We start from the raw sequence: 17841 nt of genomic DNA on the forward strand, positions 1-17841 counted from the left end.
TGTGTCGCCTCGGGAGTTGTAAAAAGACAAGATGGCCCAGACTAACGATCTCATTCTCGTTGCCAATCAAGCTTCTCTGGAGCTAGGCAGAAAGGTCGCCGGATACCTCGGCGTGCCGTTTTCGGAAATGATCCGCAAGACTTTTGCCGACGGTGAATGTTATCACGCCTTTCCTCAGTCGATAGCCGGCAGTGATCTGATCATTGTCGGCGCAACACCTGGCGAGGCGGACTACCAGGAACTGCTCGACCTCATCCAGGGGGGCAGGTATTGGAACGCTGCCTCTGTGAATGTGGTTATCCCCTACCTTGGCTACTCCACCATGGAGCGTGCTAAGCCCTCTTCCTATGAAATCCCCAAAGGCATCACCCGTACCCGTCAGATGTTCCGGACCCGGCCCGATTTTGTTGCCTTTGTCGATCTCCATTCAGAGGCAGTTTTGCACGCCCATGCTGGCGAGATCCGAACCCATCATGTTTGGACCGATAAGCTGGTGGTAGAGAAAATCCGTACCAGTGACCTAAACAACTATGTGCTGGTCTCTCCCGATTACGGTTTTTCAAAGCGGGTTGCCCGATTGGCCAGGTTGCTCGATTGCCCCCACACCGCCGCCGACAAAGACCGCTATGATACAGATAAGACTATAGTTGGTCAGATATCGAGCGTTGTGCGGGGGAAAACTGCCATCATCTGCGATGATATGATCAGGACCGGTGGCTCGATCTTGCAGACTGCTTCCAGATGTCTTGAGGCAGGCGCAAAGGATGTGGCGGTGATGGCTACCCATCTGGTATTGGCGGGTGACGCCATGGAAAAATTTGCAGCCAGTCCCGTGAGCCGGATTATCGGGTCTGACACCTATCCTGGACGCCAGACGGGCGGATTCCTTGATGTGTATTCCGTCGCACCTTTGCTTGCCGAAGTGTTGCAGAGCCATCTGCAATTGAGCGAGAGGTTTGCCTGACCACGAGGATCTCATGAGAGAACCCTGGTTGCCGTGCCGCAATAAGCAGGCAGGTTTGAAAGAGTCATGAAAAAACAGCAAATCGCCGAGCATCTTCGCTATTCCATCCTTTTTTCTGATATCAGTCTGACTGATCTCGAAAAATTTGCCGACTCCTGCAGGGTCAAAATTGTGGAGGAGGGCGACTACATTTACCACCAGGGTGAAGCCAGCGATCTTTTTTATATTGTCGCACACGGTGAGGCTGAACTTGTTGTCGAACGTGAAGATGGCGTCTCGATGGTCGTTGGGCGGATCGGTCAGGGCGGTCATTTCGGTGAGGCCGGAATTCTTACCGGTAAGCCGCGTTCTGTCAGTACCCGTGCACTTTTCGATATGGTGCTGATCTGTTTTGAGCCTCGCATTTTCCGTTCCGTCCTGCTCGCCAACCATCTCATCCAGAAAAAATTCGATGCAGTCCTGGCCGAAAGGTTACGGGTTGCCTATCTCGACCAGGCCAATACCGCCAGAGGCAGCGATCTGAGTGATAGATCGAGTGCCGACGATGTTATTCTATTTCGCCAGCGCAATCTCTCCCAGATCCAGTTGCGGCGCTTGGAAAAACGCAACAGCGGCACAGTGCATGAATCGAAAACCGCTCGGCAGGCTCAGGCGGTGATCAATAGCTTTTCCGCCAGCAATGATCCCTATCTGCTCACCGGCGAACCGGGAACCGGCAAAAAAATCATGGCCCGCCAGATCCACCTGGAGAGCAGACGGGCCCAGGGGCCATATGTCGAGTTCGACTTCCGTGAGCACGACGCTATGCTGCTGGAGAAGAAGCTGTTTGGTTCCAAGCATTCGACCTCGCCTTTTTGTCAGGCACACCAGGCTTCGGTGTTTGAGGAGGGATATGGCGGTACTATCGTACTTAATCATATTCGTTTGATGCCACCGGCAATCCAGCGAAAGGTGGTACGGGCTATCGAGAGCAGCACATTCAGCCATGTGGACAGCGATACTCCCATCGCCATGCAGTCGAGAGTTGTTTTTATCTCGATTTACGATATTGAAAGTTTGGAGAGCTCGGGAAAGATTATTCCGGAACTGCTGGAGATATTTAAAAGGCAGAAGTACCATGTGCCGCCGTTAAGAGAGCACAAACGAGATCTGCCTCGGTTGATCGAGCATTATCTGGCGCGATTCAGTCGGGAGTATGGTCGCAGCATCCTCAAGGTTTCACCGCAGACGCTCGGAAATCTCATGAATTATGACTGGCCCGGCAACCTGACCGAGCTTTCCAGCGTGATTCGGCGAGCGGTGATGCTGGCGAAGAAAGATGAGATTATCTCCGATCATATCCTGCTTGGTTTGCCCAAAACTGAAGGAAAGTGGGAATTCAATATTTTGCGCATTCCGTTTTTTAAACGTTTTCTTAACTCGAACAAATTTCCCACTGTGCCCCAGTATTTTGTGGGGTTTGTCATTGCCGTTACCGTGCTTGCGCTTTTTATCGGGCCCCATGAGCCGGAAAAAAATATCGGTCTCATAATGAGCTGGTCCATCGGCTGGCCACTTTTATTTTTCTCTTTCTTCTTCTTTGCGCGGACCTGGTGCAGTGTCTGTACTCTGGCCATGCCCGGCAAGCATCTGCAGAATCTATTCAAACCCCAGCGGTCTACTCCCCAGTTCATTAAAGACTATTCCGGCTGGATCATGGCGGTGCTCTGTATTGGTGTGCTCTGGGTGGAGATTGTCTGGAACGCCTACAGTGATCCGCTCCTCACAGGGTGGATCATTCTGGCGGTGACCATCGGTTCGAGTATCAGTAGCGTTTTTTATTCACGGAGGATGTGGTGCCGCTATCTGTGCCCGCTGGGAGCGATCAACGCCATTTTTGCCATGCCGGCGATTATCGAATTGCGATCCAACCGTCATGTCTGTTTGAATCGCTGTACCGAGCATAACTGTTTTGGAGGTGGTGAGGTAAAGGGGGGATGCCCGATGTTTCGCCATCCGTATCTGGTTGACAATAACCGGGATTGCATCATCTGCGGCGACTGTATCAAAAACTGCAACAACAGCTCAGTCCACCTCAATTTGCGCTTGGCCCCTCAGGAACTCTGGTCGCTGGAGACCCCTCGAAAAGCTGATTCGTTCCTGATCGTTGCCCTGGGGGCCATCTTCTTTCCTTTTGCCCTGCATGGTGAGTTTTCCTGGCTGGTGGAGTGGATTACCAACCAGGTTGCGGCTATCGGCATTACCCTGCCGGAAGCTCTGGCCCGATCAATTTTCTTTTTCATGTTAATTCTTGTTTTTCAGCTTGGCTATTACCTGATGGTGCAGGTGCAATCCTGGTATGCTGCCATGGACAGAACCTTCCTGCTGCCGATGCTCGGCTACGGTTTTATTCCGCTCATTCTTGGTGGCTATATGGCGGTCTATTTCGAATATTTTGTGCGGGAGGCGGCACGTATCGTTCCGGCGGTACAGGAGATGCTTGGCTGGCCGGTGACAGCTGAAGCTGGTCGACTACTCAGTCCGGACAGTACCTATGTGCTGCAGCTCTTTACCATCATCGGCGGTCTTTTCGCCGCCATGTATGCCACCTATAGAATTATCGATCGGGTGTTGGTTGGTGAAGAGGTGCGGCCACGCTCGCTGATGATTCCTTTTAGTTTTCTTATCGCCATGGCCGGCTTGTTTATGTTTATGGTCTAATGTGCTGCCGCCCACTCGGCAGGCAGCACAGTATAATGAGAGTTAGAATGCAGCCCTGTTCTAAAACTCCTTAGGTGACCTGTATCGCATTATTACGGGGCCATGGCCAGATATTCTTTGATCTCTGCAGTTGCCCGCATCTGAGCCAACCAGTCATGTTCAATGTCTTCAACACCTTGGTACGCACCAAGGATCATGCCGACGGCCAGACCTCTTGCGGCGGAGTCTCCTCCTGCCATGACATTGGCGATTAGTGCTTCGCGCAGGTTGTCCTGATGGGCAAGAACCAGGTGGACTGCTCCCGGCAGGGCTGCAGCAATACTGCACATCTGGCCGAATTCATCAATAACTTTACGGCTGTCTTCATCGGCCGTGTCGAGGCTGCGGCGGAGTCGCAAATCGAGATCGAGATCCTCTACACCGCGATCGATCGCGTCTTCGATGGCCTCCCGCGGCGTTGCGCCGTCTAACACGTTCAGGGTCGTGTGGACCAGAAATTCTGTTCCGGCGTCAACGCCGGAACCAGTGTGCGTCAGACGAGTCTGTTCATGGGCTGTCTCCATGAGACGCTCCGGGTCGTTATGGTACCAGTAGACCAGCGGCGCTATCCTGGCTGGTCCCCCAAGGTCGGAAGAACCAGACCCGCATGCGGAAGGGGATTTACCTTCTTTCATTGCTGAAAGGGTTTTCTGGGTAGCCTTATCGACATACCCATCATAGCTGGCGGCAAACTCGCGCCATTCATCGGCAAAGTGTTGAAGGCTAAAATGTTTGTTGCGAGCGAGGTGTTTCAGTAAGAGCAGGGTTTGATCACCATAATGGGTAAAGTCGCCTTTATGCCTGTTGCCATGATATGCGTCAATGGCCGGAGGGAGGAGTTGGTCGATTAGACCAAATTCATGATCAATCTTTTCGGTGTCATATATCCAATGTGCTGCCAGGGCAAGTGAATCGGCAGCAAATGAGGCCAGAACCATTGCACAAGCTTTTGTCGTCATAGATTGTCTCCAGAGAATTAGGACCACGTTTAAACAACTAACTTCAAAAGAGTTCTAGTAGAAAGAATAGGATGAGATGGCGGTGCTGTCAAAAAAAGATGACGAAGATTGAAAAAGTCTTGTTTATGCACGCTCGCTTAAAATAACGATACGAGAATCATCTGGGATGTTATTGATAGTTCTTTGGGCTGTTTTGATTTGCCATTTAGAGAAGTTACACTTATATCTTTAACCATGTGATGAGGATGTAGACGGATGTGGAAGAGTATGCAGGCGATGGGGCAGCATAGCGTAGCGTCCATGATCGCAGCTAAATTGCAATGTGGAGTGCAATAATGGGTAAACTCATAAAATTCTTTTTTGTTACGATTGGTGGATTGGCGATCATTGTGCTGGCGGCGGTGCTGGTTGTCCCAAAAATAGTTGATGTTCAGAAATACAAACCGCTGCTTATGGAGAAAGTCTCCGAAGCTACCGGCAGGAAGGTGTCGCTTGATGGTGATCTCAACCTGTCAATTTTTCCCTGGGTGGGGGTGTCTTTTTCCGATTTCCGACTCGGTAATCCTGAAGGGTATGGTGAAAAGGATTTGGTGATAGTCAAATCTTTTGAGGCCCATGTGAAACTGATGCCGCTGCTTTCTCGAGAGGTGCAGGTGGACAGTTTTATTCTGGACGGTCCAGAAATTTATCTGGAAAAGAGAAAGGATGGCCGGACTAACTGGGATAACCTTGGAAGCTCTTCAGCACCGAAGGAAAACAATACGGATCAAACTACCAAAGCCGAACCGGCTGGACTGGGGTTGAAATCGATCGAAGTAGCTAACTTCACCATTCGTGATGCCCGTTTGAAATATGTTGATCAACAACAGGGGGTAACCAAAGAGGTAACCGGGCTCACTCTCCAGCTAACCGACGTGAATTTGGAACGACCCATTTCTCTTATTTTCAACGCTGTTGTTGATGGTAAGGCGGTTGGATTGAAAGGTTCCATTGGGCCGCTAGGCCCTAAACCGGGTGAAGGGTCGTTACCCCTTGACCTGACAATCTCTGCCCTCGATCAGCTCAATGCCAAGGTGAAAGGTCAGCTTGAAAATCCCACTGGAAATCTCGCTTACAAGCTGGCTATTGATGTGGCCAACTTCTCTCCGAGAAAATTATTGTCTGCCTTACAAATGGAATTTCCTGTTGTTACCAGTGATCCAGCGGCCCTTGATGCGCTGGCCATCTCCATGAACATGGCTGGAACCGCAAAAAATGTGGCGATCAGCGATGGAAAAATGAGCCTTGATGGCTCAACGCTCGACTTTACAACCAATATCAAAAATATTTCTCCGCTCAATCTGTTTTTTGACGGTAAGCTGAACACCATTGATCTCGATCGCTATCTGCCACCGAAAGCTGCGTCACAAGCTGGGCAGGGTGCAGCAGCCGGTTCTTCTGGCTCTGGAAAAACGGCAAAAACAGATTATGAACCGCTGAGAAAAATCACACTTGATACCAAGATGAGTATCGGTGAGATAAAGGTGCAGGGCGGTAAATTACAGAATATTCAGATACATCTGGTGGCAAATAAAGGGGTATTGAAGTTTAACCCGGTTGCCATGGAACTGTATGGCGGCAACGTCGCTTCCACTGCCACAGTGAATGTACAGGGCAAGAGTCCTTCAACCTCGCTTGAAGCCCGAACCACCAATGTTCAGGTGGGGCCGCTGCTGAAAGACTTTGCCAAAAAGGATGTCCTTGAAGGGACCCTGGTTTCAAATCTGGCACTTTCCATGGTTGGTGATAGTCCCGAGGCGATCAAGAAAAGTCTTAACGGCAAAGGTGAACTGCTCTTTACCGATGGAGCTATTGTCGGGATTGATCTTGCCGGAATGGTGCGAAATGTCCAGGCGAGTTTTGGTCTGGCGGAAAAACCGACCGAAAAACCGCGAACTGATTTTGCGGAACTCCGGGCGCCGTTCACTGTAAAGAATGGTCTGGTCAACACCCCTGAAACTGCCCTGCAGTCGCCGCTGATGCGGATTACCGTTAAGGGTGATGCCAATCTCGTCACCGAAGCACTTGATATGAGAGTGGAGCCGAAGTTTGTGGCAACACTGAAAGGCCAGGGGGACACCACTGAGAGAAAAGGACTGATGGTGCCGGTACTGGTTCGAGGTACCTTTTCCAAGCCGCAATTCAGTCCGGACCTGACCGCAATTCTGCAGGGGCAGCTGCCCGATGCCGAATCGGTGAAGAAGACGCTGGAAGAAGGGCTGTCTCCAGATAAAGTGTTGCCGAAAGACCAGGGTAAAACTCTTGAGCAGGGGATCAAAGGGTTGATTCCCCAATTGAAGATAAAGTAAAGAATCGGGACTGAGACAAGGTCTCAATAAAAATGGCGGCATCCGGTGTTGAACCGGTGCCGCCATTTTTGTTTAAAGTCACTTTGAAAAAATCAGTTTATGAGAAAAGCCTGCCGTCTTTTAAGGTGTATGTAGCGTCCATTCGTCCGGCGAGGGCCATGTTGTGGGTTACCATGATCACTGCGAGGGAACGATCCCGGCAGAGCTGCTCGAGCAGGTCGAAGACGAGATCACCGGCTCGGCTGTCGAGGTTGCCTGTAGGCTCATCGGCCAGTAGCAGGGCCGGTTCCATAATAAGCGCACGGGCAAGGGCCGTTCGCTGCTGTTCGCCGCCGGAGAGTTCACCCACCCGATGGTCGAGGCGATGATTGAGTTCCACCTTGGCAAGCAGGTCACGGGCCGGTTTAACCACTTCTGATTTCCTCTTGCCGGCAATGAGTGCGGGCATCATCACATTTTCCAGCGCGCTGAATTCGGGTAAAAGATGGTGGAACTGGAAGATAAATCCAAGAGAATGGTTGCGAAATTCAGCCATTGCCCGGTCGTTTTTACCAAGCAGCGGTTTACCCTGAAAAAACAATTCACCCGCCGAAGGGGCTGCCAGGGTGCCGAGAATCTGCAGCAGGGTTGTTTTACCTGAGCCCGATGCTCCAACAATAGCCGCCATTTCACCAGGCTGCATACTGATGTTGACGTTATCCAAAACCGTGAGTTTATCCAGGCCGGAGAGATAGCTTTTGCTGATCCCACGGGCCTCAAACAGCGTGCTCATGATAACACCTCTGCTGGCTGGACTTGTGAAGCCTTCCAGGAAGGGTAGAGCGTTGCCAGTAAGGTGATAACAATTGAGGCGACGGCGATGATTGTTACGTCCATCGGCAATACCTTGATGGGCAGGGTTGTCATGGGATAGACATTAGAGGGCAATTCAATGAATTTGTAACGGGAGAGCAGCTCGCAGAGTCCGAGTCCCCCCAATACACCAAGGGTTGTGCCAGTGCCCGCAATTACCGCACCCTGCAGGAAGAAGATACGCATGATAGAAGCAGAGGTGGCGCCCATCGATTTCAAAATTGCGATATCCCGTGATTTTTCCATGACCACCATGATAAGGGCACTGATGATATTGAGTGCAGCCACCAATATGATGAGAGTCAGGCAGATGAACATGCCGATCTTCTCAAGTTTGAAGGCGGCAAAGAGATTACGGTTCATCGACATCCAGTCCTTGGCGAGATAGTTGGCGCCCAATCTCTTGATGACATCGGCGCCAACTTTGTCAGCGTTGTCAAGGGCACTTTCCTTTACTGTGACTTCAATGCCGTGGGCGATATCTCCTTCACCCAGGAAATTCTGGACATTTACAAGCGACATATAGGCAAGGGTGGCGTCATATTCGTACATGCCGGTTTCAAACAGACCGCTGATAAGGCAGGTCTTGATTTTGGGAATCACCCCCATGGGTGTGAGCGGCCCTGAAGGCGAGATAAGGCGTACCTTGTCCCCCACTCCAACCCGCAGATCGGAGGCGAGTACCTTGCCGAGGATGATGGTTGGAATCCTCGCATCACTCTCCTGGTCTAGCTGGTTGATGGTGCCGGAGATCATCTGGCGGGAGAGACCGACGACATTTTCGGCAGTCATCGGGTCGATGCCGCGCAGCACCACGCCATTGCCGCCGTGGGCACTGCTGACCAGGGTCTGTGCGTAAAGATAGGGGGTGGCGCCGGTAACATCCTTGACTGTCAGGATTTGCTCACGAACATTATTGTATTCCGGGATCGAGCCACCGAAACGCTGGATAATGAGATGGGAGTTGACCCCAAGAATCTGGTCTCTCAGACCGTCGGTGAAGCCTGAATAAACAGCCAGCACCACGATAAGGGCGATGACACCCACGGTGATGCCGGCGACGGAAATGAGCGAGATAAGTGAGATAAAGCCGTGCTTATGTTTAGCCCGTAAATATCTCAGGCTGATAAACCATTCATACATATCAGTTGTTGGACTCTTCTGCGTTGTCGTTTTTTTCCATTCTCCCCTGGTCCGGAGTGGTCTCAGGTTTCAAGTGTGGGAAGAGAATGACGTCGCGGATGGATGGGGCATCAGCAAGCAGCATGACCAGGCGATCGATGCCGATACCCTCGCCGGCGGCAGAAGGCATACCGTATTCAAGGGCGCGGATGTAGTCATAGTCGACTTCCGGATGAATTTCTTCATCGTTGCCGCGATCAGCGACCTGTTTTTCAAAGCGTTCTTTCTGGTCGACCGGATCGTTCAATTCGCTGAAACCGTTGGCGAGTTCGCGACCGGTGATGAACAACTCAAAACGATCGGTCACTGTCGGGTCGTCTTCATTTCTCCGGGCCAGCGGTGAGACCTCGGTGGGGTAGGAGGTGATGAACGTTGGATCGATCAATTTCTCTTCAACCAACAGCTCAAAAAGCTCTGTTTTAGCCTTGCCAGGGCCGGACTGGGGCTCGAGCTTGATCCCTTTTTCTTTGGCCAGGGCTAATACCGCCTGGTCATCTTTCAACAACTCTGGGTCGATACCAGCAATCTCCACCAAAGACTCATCCATGGTCAGTCGTTTCCAGGGCGGTGCCAGGTTAACGTTTGTACCCTGATACTGAATCTCCATGGAGCCGTTCACCGCCTGGCAGATGGAGGAAACCATATCTTCGGTGAGATCCATCAACTCCTCATAGGTCGCATAGGCTTGGTAGAACTCCAACATGGTGAATTCAGGATTATGCCGGGTAGAGAGCCCTTCATTTCTGAAATTCCGGTTGATTTCGAATACCCTCTCAAAGCCACCGACAAGCAACCGTTTCAGATAGAGTTCAGGGGCGATGCGCAGGAATAGGTCCATGCTCAGTGCATTGTGGTGGGTTTTGAAAGGCTTGGCTGTGGCACCACCGGGTACTGCCTGCATCATTGGGGTTTCGACTTCCATAAACCCGAGATTGTTGAGGTACTCGCGGACCAACCGGATGATCTCGACGCGCTTGCGAAATGTCGCCCGTGATTCAGGGGTGACGATCAGGTCAACATAACGCTGGCGGTACCTGGTCTCCACGTCGGTTAAACCGTGCCATTTTTCTGGTAAAGGTCGCATCGATTTAGAGATCATGGTCATGGCTTTGGCCTGCACCGATAGCTCACCAACCTTGGTCTTGAAGATTGTGCCCTCTATACCGACGATGTCGCCGATATCCCATTTCTTGAATTTCTCAAATTCCTCATCTCCCAGCAGTTCCTTTTTCAGGTAGATCTGGATCTGGCCGCTACGATCGGCAAGGTTGCAGAATGCCGCCTTGCCGAATTTGCGCATGGACATAATGCGGCCGGCTATGGAGAAACTCTCCGCGCTCTGATCATGTTCTTCTGCCTGGAGATTTTCACCTTTCGGCACTATGTCACGGACGATATTGGCTGGTTTGAAACGGTTGGAGTAGAGTTTTACACCGAGCTCTTCGAGCGATTCGGCTTTTTCTCGTCGTTGCTGTAAGGTCTGATTGTCCTGGCTCATGATGATTGTCAACTTGTATGAGATAGATGGTGAGAGTGATCAGGTGCCGATGACGTCGACTGCATCGCAATCACGAGTGACTGGAGCAGAGTAAGCACCGCAGCTCGAAAGCATGTTCGCAAATGGGGAAGTGTTCGTGAAGCGCGATAATTCGTTCGGCGGCTGATCTATAAAAAAAGCGGCAGAATTCTGCCGCTTCTTGAAACTATGCTGAAACGACTCTACGAATTACCGGGAAACGCCCTTTCTGTCAATGTTTTTCAAGGAGAACGACCGTCTCGATATGGTGAGTTTCGGGAAACATATCAACCGGCTGAATTCTGGTTATTCGAAAACCATGTGCTACCAGATCACCGAGATCTCTACTGAGTGTTGCGGGATCGCAGGAAATATAGACCATGCGACTTCGGCAGAGCTTAGATAGCTGCCGGGCGAGTCCCGGAATGCCTTGTCGTGGTGGGTCGATGACCAAACAGTCGAAGGAGGCACTTTTACCTGTCAGCTCCTCGCAGGCCGTGTGAATAGGTTTTTTGTAGAATGTGGTGTTGGTGAGACCCGCATTGCTGCTGTTGGTCTTGGCGCTTCGGATAGCAGAACCCTGGCCTTCAATCCCCATGAGGGAACGGGCTGTGGCCGCCAGCGGAATGGAAAAATTGCCGGAACCACAGAACAGGTCCAGTACAGTTTCCTCAGCGGATATTGCAGCATATTCAGAAGCAAGCTTAACCAGCTGTATGTTCTGCTCGAGATTTACCTGGCAGAAGCCACCGACTTCCCATTGCATGGTGAAGGGTTGTGATATTGTCCCAACCGGTTCGCAGCTGAGGCCAAAGAGATTGTCGCAACCAACAGGAGCGGCCGCGGTTATGGGGAACTGCTGACCGGTGAAAAAAATGCGCTCAATGGTATCGATAGTCTCAACCAGGTTTTTGGCAACAGCTGTATCAGCTGGTCGCGGTTTTCTGGAGAGGTGGAACAGGGCCGTTACTTTTGTAGATACAGGATTGTACAGCAGTTCAAGCTCGCTGGTATTGGTAAAGAGCTTTGTTGCAGGTGGATGGTCGAGGAGGGCTGCGAGACTTTGGTTCAACTCTTCTCTGGCAATGAGGCAACGTCGGACGGCGACAATGTTATGACTGCGGCGCTGGCGAAAGCCGGGGACTGCGCCGTCTTTAATCCACAGCCGGATGCGTTGCCGGTACCCTGACTGTTGCGGCGCTGGCAGGGGGGGAGCGATCGGGCAGGTCAAATCTTTATCGGTGAGGTTCTTTTGCCGGGTCAGGAGATCCATCAGGATGTCCCGTTTTATCTTTAACTGCTCCTCATAGCTCGCATGCTGGAGATCGCAACCACCGCAGGCAGCGTAATAAGGGCATGGCGGATCGACCCTGAATGGGCTCGGGGTCGTGATCGAAACAACATTGCCGACCAGATAATTCTTTTTCTCTTCTTCTGTGGAGATAACCACCTCTTCGCCGGGCAACGCTTGTCGTATCATAGCCAGTCGACCGTCGGTAAGCTGACCGAGACCAAAACCGCCATTGATGATTTTCGAAATAGAAAGGGAATGCTTATTCATCTGTAATTTGACTGCAAGTGGTGTATATTGCGGAGTGGAGTAAAGGGAACCAGCCGGTAACCGGGATGTCAGGGGAGACCCGACACTCACCAAATTGACCTCTCTATCATAACATATCAACCTTGCTTTCATAATATATCAACCTTGTATTGTCGAATTGTATTCCTCCTGTCTCTGCTGGTCTTTTGGATACCATGCTGGGTCTTTGCCACTGAAATCAACGTCTCAGTCAAAGGACTTGAAGGCGAGCTGCTGAAAAATGTTTTGGCTCTGCTTGAAATCAACCTGCACCGAGACAATCCCCGGATTTCCACCTACGATATTCATCGGCTCTATAAAAAAGGGGACGCGGATATCAGAATGGCGCTTGCTCCATACGGATATTACGATCCCACCATTGATTCCAGTCTTGTTGAAAAAGAAGAGACGTTTACTGCGAAATATACGGTAAAAGCCGGTGAACCAGTTCGGATATCGATGATTGACCTGGAGGTGGTCGGTCCAGGTCGCGAGGCGTTTGACAATCTCTTTGAGCAGTTTCCCCTTCAGGTCGGGGATATCCTCAATCAGGAAACGTATGAGCAGGGTAAGAGGCGCATCACTATTGCCGCCATGCGCAAGGGGTATTTGAAGGCAAGTTTCGCACGACGCGAGCTCCTTATTAACCGGAGCGAAAAGCGGGCCGAAATCCATCTGTATCTCGATACCGGTCCTCAGTTTGTTTTTGGTGAAACCTCGTTTGAGGATGATTCGGTGCAAAATGAGCTTTTGCAGCGTTACCTGCCATATCAACCAGGCGACCCATATCGACCGGGTAAGCTTATCGAGCTGCAGAAACTGCTGTATGGGACAGAATTTTTCAGTCGTGTCTCGGTAGATGGTCAGCCGGACAAGGAAGAGAATTTTGCCATTCCTGTGAATGTTCGATTGACCCCGCCGGAACATCTGAACCGTTACAGCGTAGGTCTGGGGTATGCCACCGATACCGGGGCTCGTGTGCGTTTTGAGTGGTGGAATCGGTTGCTCAATTCGTGGGGCCACCAGGTCCGTGCTTCAGCCCAGGTCAGTCAGTATGACAGCAACCTGCGCATTGACTATACCCTTCCCTGGCTTGATCCGAAGAGGGACACTCTTGGATACAGCCTTGGTTATCAGGATCTCACCTGGGATGACACTGACACTCGTCTTGCCACCGCTGGAGTCCGGGTGGAGCGAAAAGGGAAACTGATACGGCACGGCGGCTCTTTTGAGTTTCGTAACGAAGATTACACGGTAGGTGTAACTTCCGGATCAAGCGTGCTTTTTGTGCCAACCTATACTGGCACGGTAATATGGGCTGACGATCTATTGAAGACCAAATACGGGCTTGACCTTTCGCTTTCCGTGAGTGGGGCGAGCGAAGCCCTTGGTTCGGATGCAAGCTATCTGAAGGGGTTGGTGAACGGTAAAACCATTATCACTCTTCTGCCTGGGCTTCGTTTCATTGGCCGAGGCAGCCTGGGCACCATTCTTGTTGATTCCATTGATAATATTCCCCCTTCATTACGATTCTACGCTGGCGGTGACCAGTCGGTACGCGGATACGCTTACCGTGAACTGGGTACCAAGGACGCCTCCGGTGCTGTTGTAGGTGGGCGCTATCTTGTTGTTGGTAGTGGCGAAATTGAAAAGAGCATAGCGGACAATTGGAGTCTTGCTGCTTTCTGGGATGTGGGAAACGCCATGGATGACCTTAGTATAGATCTCAAGAATGGCGTAGGAGGTGGGTTCAGGTACCGACTGCCTTTTGGCCAGGTGCGTGTTGATATCGCCAGTGCTATTTCCGAGGAAGGGAGCCCATTCAGACTCCATTTGACAGTTGGAGCCGATCTATGAAACGTCTCTTTCGGCTGACATGTTTTCTGCTGGCGATGATCCTTGCCGCCTTGATGGTACTGGGGTGGACTGAGTCGGGCTTGAGAGTGCTGGTATTTGGTGGCCAATTATTGTCTGGCGGCATGGTCCACTGTGGTTCGGTCAATGGGACGATATTTCAATCATTTGAGCTCAATGATGTGACTGTGTCGACACCTGCAGTTGAGCTCAAGCTGGGACAATTCAATTCCTCCTGGCAGCTTGTCGAACTTTTTGAAAAGCGGTTGCATATTGATGAACTTGCTCTTCGTGATGTTGAAATACGACTGAAGACAGTCGAGGAGGCAGCGGAGACGACTGAGGATATCGAATTGCCGGCCGTGCTTCTCCCAATTGTGATGCTGCTGGATCACGTTAGTATTGATACACTTAGCCTTTTAGATGACAATTTTGCCGAGCTGACCCGCATTACTCACCTTTCTTTTGGCTTATCAGGTATCGGCAGCAGGTTCACATTGCATAAACTTGTTCTTCGGGCTCCGGGATACGATGGTGATCTTGAGGGACTGCTTGACACCGAAAAGGATTGGCACCTCGAACTTGCCGGCAGGGTGGAATACCGAGATTTCGGAGTGGGACCCTTTAATGGTGATGTGCGGTTAAAAGGACCTTTGGCGCGACTTGACGCTGTTGTGGATCTGCAAAAGCCTGCCGAGGGCCATGTCGAAGGGCAGATTCTGGAACTGCCGAATAATTTCAAATGGTTTGCTAAACTTAAACTCGATGATGCGCAGTTGGCCGATGGTCATGAGACACTGCCGGAGATGTTATTTTCCGTTGCCGGCACTGCCGAGGGCGAGATGCTGGAGTATCGTGGCACTCTTGAAGGGACGATAGATTATCTTTTTTTCCATGATGTGGCCTGCACCATTGAGGTGAACGGCAACGAGGATCAGATCGAATTCCCAAAAGTAACTGTGGCCAATTCCCAAGGAAAGGCAGAGCTTACAGATGGACTGCTTTCCTGGAAAGACGATCTTGTCTGGCACGGTCGTCTGGTGGCCAAAGGGCTCGACCCTGCTATGATGCTTGCCGATTATCCCGGTGCAATCGATGCTGATCTCTACAGTGCCGGACAGTATGGCGACAAGATGGGGCTGACGTTCACGGCAGACTTTAGGTCATTTTCAGGAATGTTACGTGGCTATGAACTCGCCGGCCACGGTCAGGTGAAGGTTGATCGGGAATCTGTTGAAGTTGAAGATTTGCTGCTGCAAAGTGGCACGGCAATGCTGCAGATGAATGGCCGAGCTGAAAGCAGCACTGGACTTGTCAACTGGCAAGATTCACTCAGCTGGAAAGCAGGTATGCAGCTCAAGGATTTTGATCCGGCGCTGTTTTTTCCAGACTATCCAGGGACACTGAATACCATCATACATAGCGAGGGCGCACTGGTCGGTAAGGAGCTCAGCGGGTCAGCGGATATCGAGACTTTAAACGGTACGGTGCGGGGCTATCCGGTGAAAGGCAGGGGAAAAGTGCGGATGGTGGATCAATTCCTCCATATTGACGATCTGCTGCTGCAAAGTGGTCGATCATCCCTGCAGGTTACTGGTCAGGCTGGGGAGACAATTGATATCTCTGCCAAGCTTGGATCTGAAGACCTTGGCGAGTTTTTTCCCGGTGCGAGTGGAGCAATACACCTTGCCACCACATTAACAGGTGAAAGAAGCGTGCCGATTATTCAGGCAACAGGGACTGCACGGAAGCTTCACGTGAACGATATACAAATAGATAATCTGCAGGCCGACCTCAAGGGGGGGCTTGCAGACAACACTGTATTGGCCGCAAAATTGAGGGGGAGTGGCTTGCAGTTTGGTACGATTATAGCCCAACGTGTTGAATTTGATATTAACGGATTCTTGGATCACCATAATTTCTCGGCAAAAGTGGTGCAGAAGGAAGGGGAGATCAGCTTTCTGGGAGACGGGTCCCTGGCAGAGGATTACAGTTGGCAGGGGATGATTCATGACCTGCATCTAAATCATGATATAACCGGACTCTGGCAGCAGGCAGGACGTGCGAATCTTTCTGTTAATGCTGATCGTGCGAAAATAGCAGAATTTTGCCTCAAGGCCGGTTCGGAAAAGCTGTGCCTGGATGGCGACTGGTCTGGTGACAAATCGGTCTGGCAGGCAAACCTTGAGTGGCAGGAACTGAATTTAGCTCGCCTGAACAAATTACTTACCATGCCGGAGCCTCTGCACGGGAAAAGCACCGCCACACTTTCCGCTTCGGGTGATCTTACTTCGATTGCCGTCGCACAAGGTTCAATAACCATCCGTGATGGTGGATTTGGGGATGATGGTAGCGAATCGGAACTGAAGTCCCTGGATCTTCATCAGGCAAGCGTCCAGCTGAATCTGCAGAACGACAAGCTGACAACAGACCTTTCAGCCGATTTTGTCAATGGCTCAGCACTGAGTGGTACAACTGAAGTTGTGGGCTTTGGCGTGTTTGCAACATCGCCTATGAGCTTGCCGCTCAAAGGTAAGATACGAGCCGATATACAAGATCTGGCTTTCGTTGCTCCGCTGACAGAATACTTTATTCGTCCGACAGGCATGCTGCAGGGTGATCTGGTAGTTAACGGCACAGTTGGCAGTCCCGTAGTTGAGGGCAAAATTATGCTGGTCGATGGCCTGCTTGAGATGCCGACCCTGGGAATAACGGTGCGCGATGTTTCGTTCAACCTTACGGGTGCGGAAAACGGGATAGCGATTCTGGCCTCAATGTCTTCCGGGCCAGGCAGCCTTAAGGCAGACGGCAAGCTGCAGTTTGAGGAAGGCGGGATGACGGGGGATTTTCATTTTCTCGGTGAAGATTTCGACACCACCAGCCTGCCGGAATATGAGGTGCGCACCAGCCCTGATATTCGTTTTGTTTTCGATGCTAATGGGGGTAGGCTGACCGGCCGGGTGAGTGTGCCACACGCGATGATCGCCCCTGAGCGACTGACCGGATCTGTGAGTGTTTCTGAAGATGTGGTCTACCTTGATGGCGATGAGAAAGTCAATGGATCAGGCTGGCCGTTTTCCATGTCTTTGAAGATCGATTTGGGTGATGATGTCCGATTGGAAGGATATGGAATTACCGGGTACCTGCGTGGTGATCTACAGGTCGATAAGGTTCCTGGTTCACAAATGCTGGGAAAAGGGCAACTATCACTGTTCGATGGCATCTTTGCTATTTATGGACGAACGCTGAAAATCGAGCGCAGCAGACTGATGTTTGCCGGTGGCCCGATTGATAACCCCGGGGTTGATGTGCGGGCAAAAAAGATTATTGCCGATAATAAACGACCAAATGAAACCATTGAGGTTGGTGTTGATGTGAGTGGTACAGCCGATAATCTAGAATTTGCGTTGTTTTCTGATCCTGCGATGGAGGAAAGCGATATTCTGGCATATATGGTGGTGGGCCGCGCCATGTCTGACGTCGGTCAGCAGGATGAAAGCTTGATTAATTCGGCGGCAATGGCTCTCGGAATGAATAAACAAATGGGCGCCTTGGGTCAATTGACTGAACTGATACCGGTGGACGAAGTGTATATAGAAGGTGATACTGCCGACGAAATGTCTTTTGTCGTGGGGAAACATCTGACCAAGGAACTGTTCATTGGTTACGGACATAATTTTTTTCTGCAGGAGGGTGAGGTGCGGCTTCGATACAACCTGGGGGCTGGTTTTTCCATTGAGACAAGATCATCAGGGGAACGAACTGGTGCGGATCTGCTCTATTCCTTCGAAAAATGAGATTGGTTAGGACATCACCCGGACAGATGGTTATGCCGGGGCTGTCATGAG

At 51.1% G+C, this 17841-nt stretch carries 10 protein-coding genes; 5 read left to right on the top strand and 5 right to left on the bottom strand.

Annotation, left to right across the window (positions count from 1 at the left end; all coding sequences use genetic code 11):
* Positions 1 to 31: 31 nt before the first annotated feature.
* Together BUF15_RS12150 and BUF15_RS12155 are read left to right on the top strand one after the other, a co-directional pair.
* A complete protein-coding gene (locus BUF15_RS12150) occupies positions 32 to 964 on the top strand; it encodes a ribose-phosphate diphosphokinase (RefSeq protein ID WP_073613761.1) in 933 nt (310 codons plus the stop codon).
* Positions 965 to 1030: 66 nt separating this feature from the next.
* Positions 1031 to 3664: a sigma 54-interacting transcriptional regulator gene (locus tag BUF15_RS12155; protein ID WP_073613762.1), complete on the top strand. Its 2634-nt coding sequence runs from the start codon at positions 1031 to 1033 to the stop codon at positions 3662 to 3664.
* A gap of 92 nt (positions 3665 to 3756) precedes the next feature.
* Here the strand turns inward: BUF15_RS12155 and BUF15_RS12160 are convergent, their stop codons facing one another.
* Complete coding sequence (locus BUF15_RS12160; protein ID WP_073613763.1) at positions 3757 to 4662, bottom strand: ADP-ribosylglycohydrolase family protein; 906 nt, start codon at positions 4660 to 4662, stop codon at positions 3757 to 3759.
* 335 nt (positions 4663 to 4997) lie between these two features.
* Here BUF15_RS12160 and BUF15_RS12165 point away from each other — a divergent pair, with 335 nt between their 5' ends.
* On the top strand, positions 4998 to 7010 hold the full coding sequence (locus BUF15_RS12165) for an AsmA family protein (RefSeq protein ID WP_073613764.1): 2013 nt from the start codon (positions 4998 to 5000) through the stop codon (positions 7008 to 7010).
* Between the two features lie 97 nt (positions 7011 to 7107).
* Here BUF15_RS12165 and BUF15_RS12170 read toward each other — a convergent pair whose 3' ends face one another.
* The 4 genes from BUF15_RS12170 to BUF15_RS12185 all read right to left on the bottom strand — a co-directional run bounded on the left by BUF15_RS12170 (position 7108) and on the right by BUF15_RS12185 (position 12121).
* Entirely contained in the window at positions 7108 to 7782 is a 675-nt protein-coding gene (locus tag BUF15_RS12170; protein WP_073613765.1) for an ABC transporter ATP-binding protein, read from the bottom strand.
* Entirely contained in the window at positions 7779 to 9005 is a 1227-nt protein-coding gene (locus tag BUF15_RS12175) for a lipoprotein-releasing ABC transporter permease subunit (protein ID WP_073613766.1), read from the bottom strand. The genes BUF15_RS12170 and BUF15_RS12175 overlap by 4 nt, the downstream gene beginning before the upstream one ends.
* 1 nt (position 9006) lies before the next feature.
* Positions 9007 to 10542, bottom strand: coding sequence for a lysine--tRNA ligase (gene lysS, locus BUF15_RS12180; protein ID WP_073613767.1), 1536 nt, complete (start codon positions 10540 to 10542; stop codon positions 9007 to 9009).
* 250 nt (positions 10543 to 10792) lie between these two features.
* Positions 10793 to 12121, bottom strand: a complete 1329-nt coding sequence (locus BUF15_RS12185; protein WP_159441290.1) for a class I SAM-dependent RNA methyltransferase — start codon at positions 12119 to 12121, stop codon at positions 10793 to 10795.
* 144 nt (positions 12122 to 12265) lie between these two features.
* Between BUF15_RS12185 and BUF15_RS12190 the strand changes: the two genes are divergently transcribed.
* Positions 12266 to 13996: an autotransporter assembly complex protein TamA gene (locus tag BUF15_RS12190; protein WP_073613769.1), complete on the top strand. Its 1731-nt coding sequence runs from the start codon at positions 12266 to 12268 to the stop codon at positions 13994 to 13996.
* Positions 13993 to 17790, top strand: a complete 3798-nt coding sequence (locus BUF15_RS12195; protein ID WP_073613770.1) for a translocation/assembly module TamB domain-containing protein — start codon at positions 13993 to 13995, stop codon at positions 17788 to 17790. The genes BUF15_RS12190 and BUF15_RS12195 overlap by 4 nt, the downstream gene beginning before the upstream one ends.
* Positions 17791 to 17841: the final 51 nt, after the last annotated feature.

This window comes from Desulfopila aestuarii DSM 18488, from assembly GCF_900143695.1.
Lineage (GTDB): Bacteria > Desulfobacterota > Desulfobulbia > Desulfobulbales > Desulfocapsaceae > Desulfopila > Desulfopila aestuarii.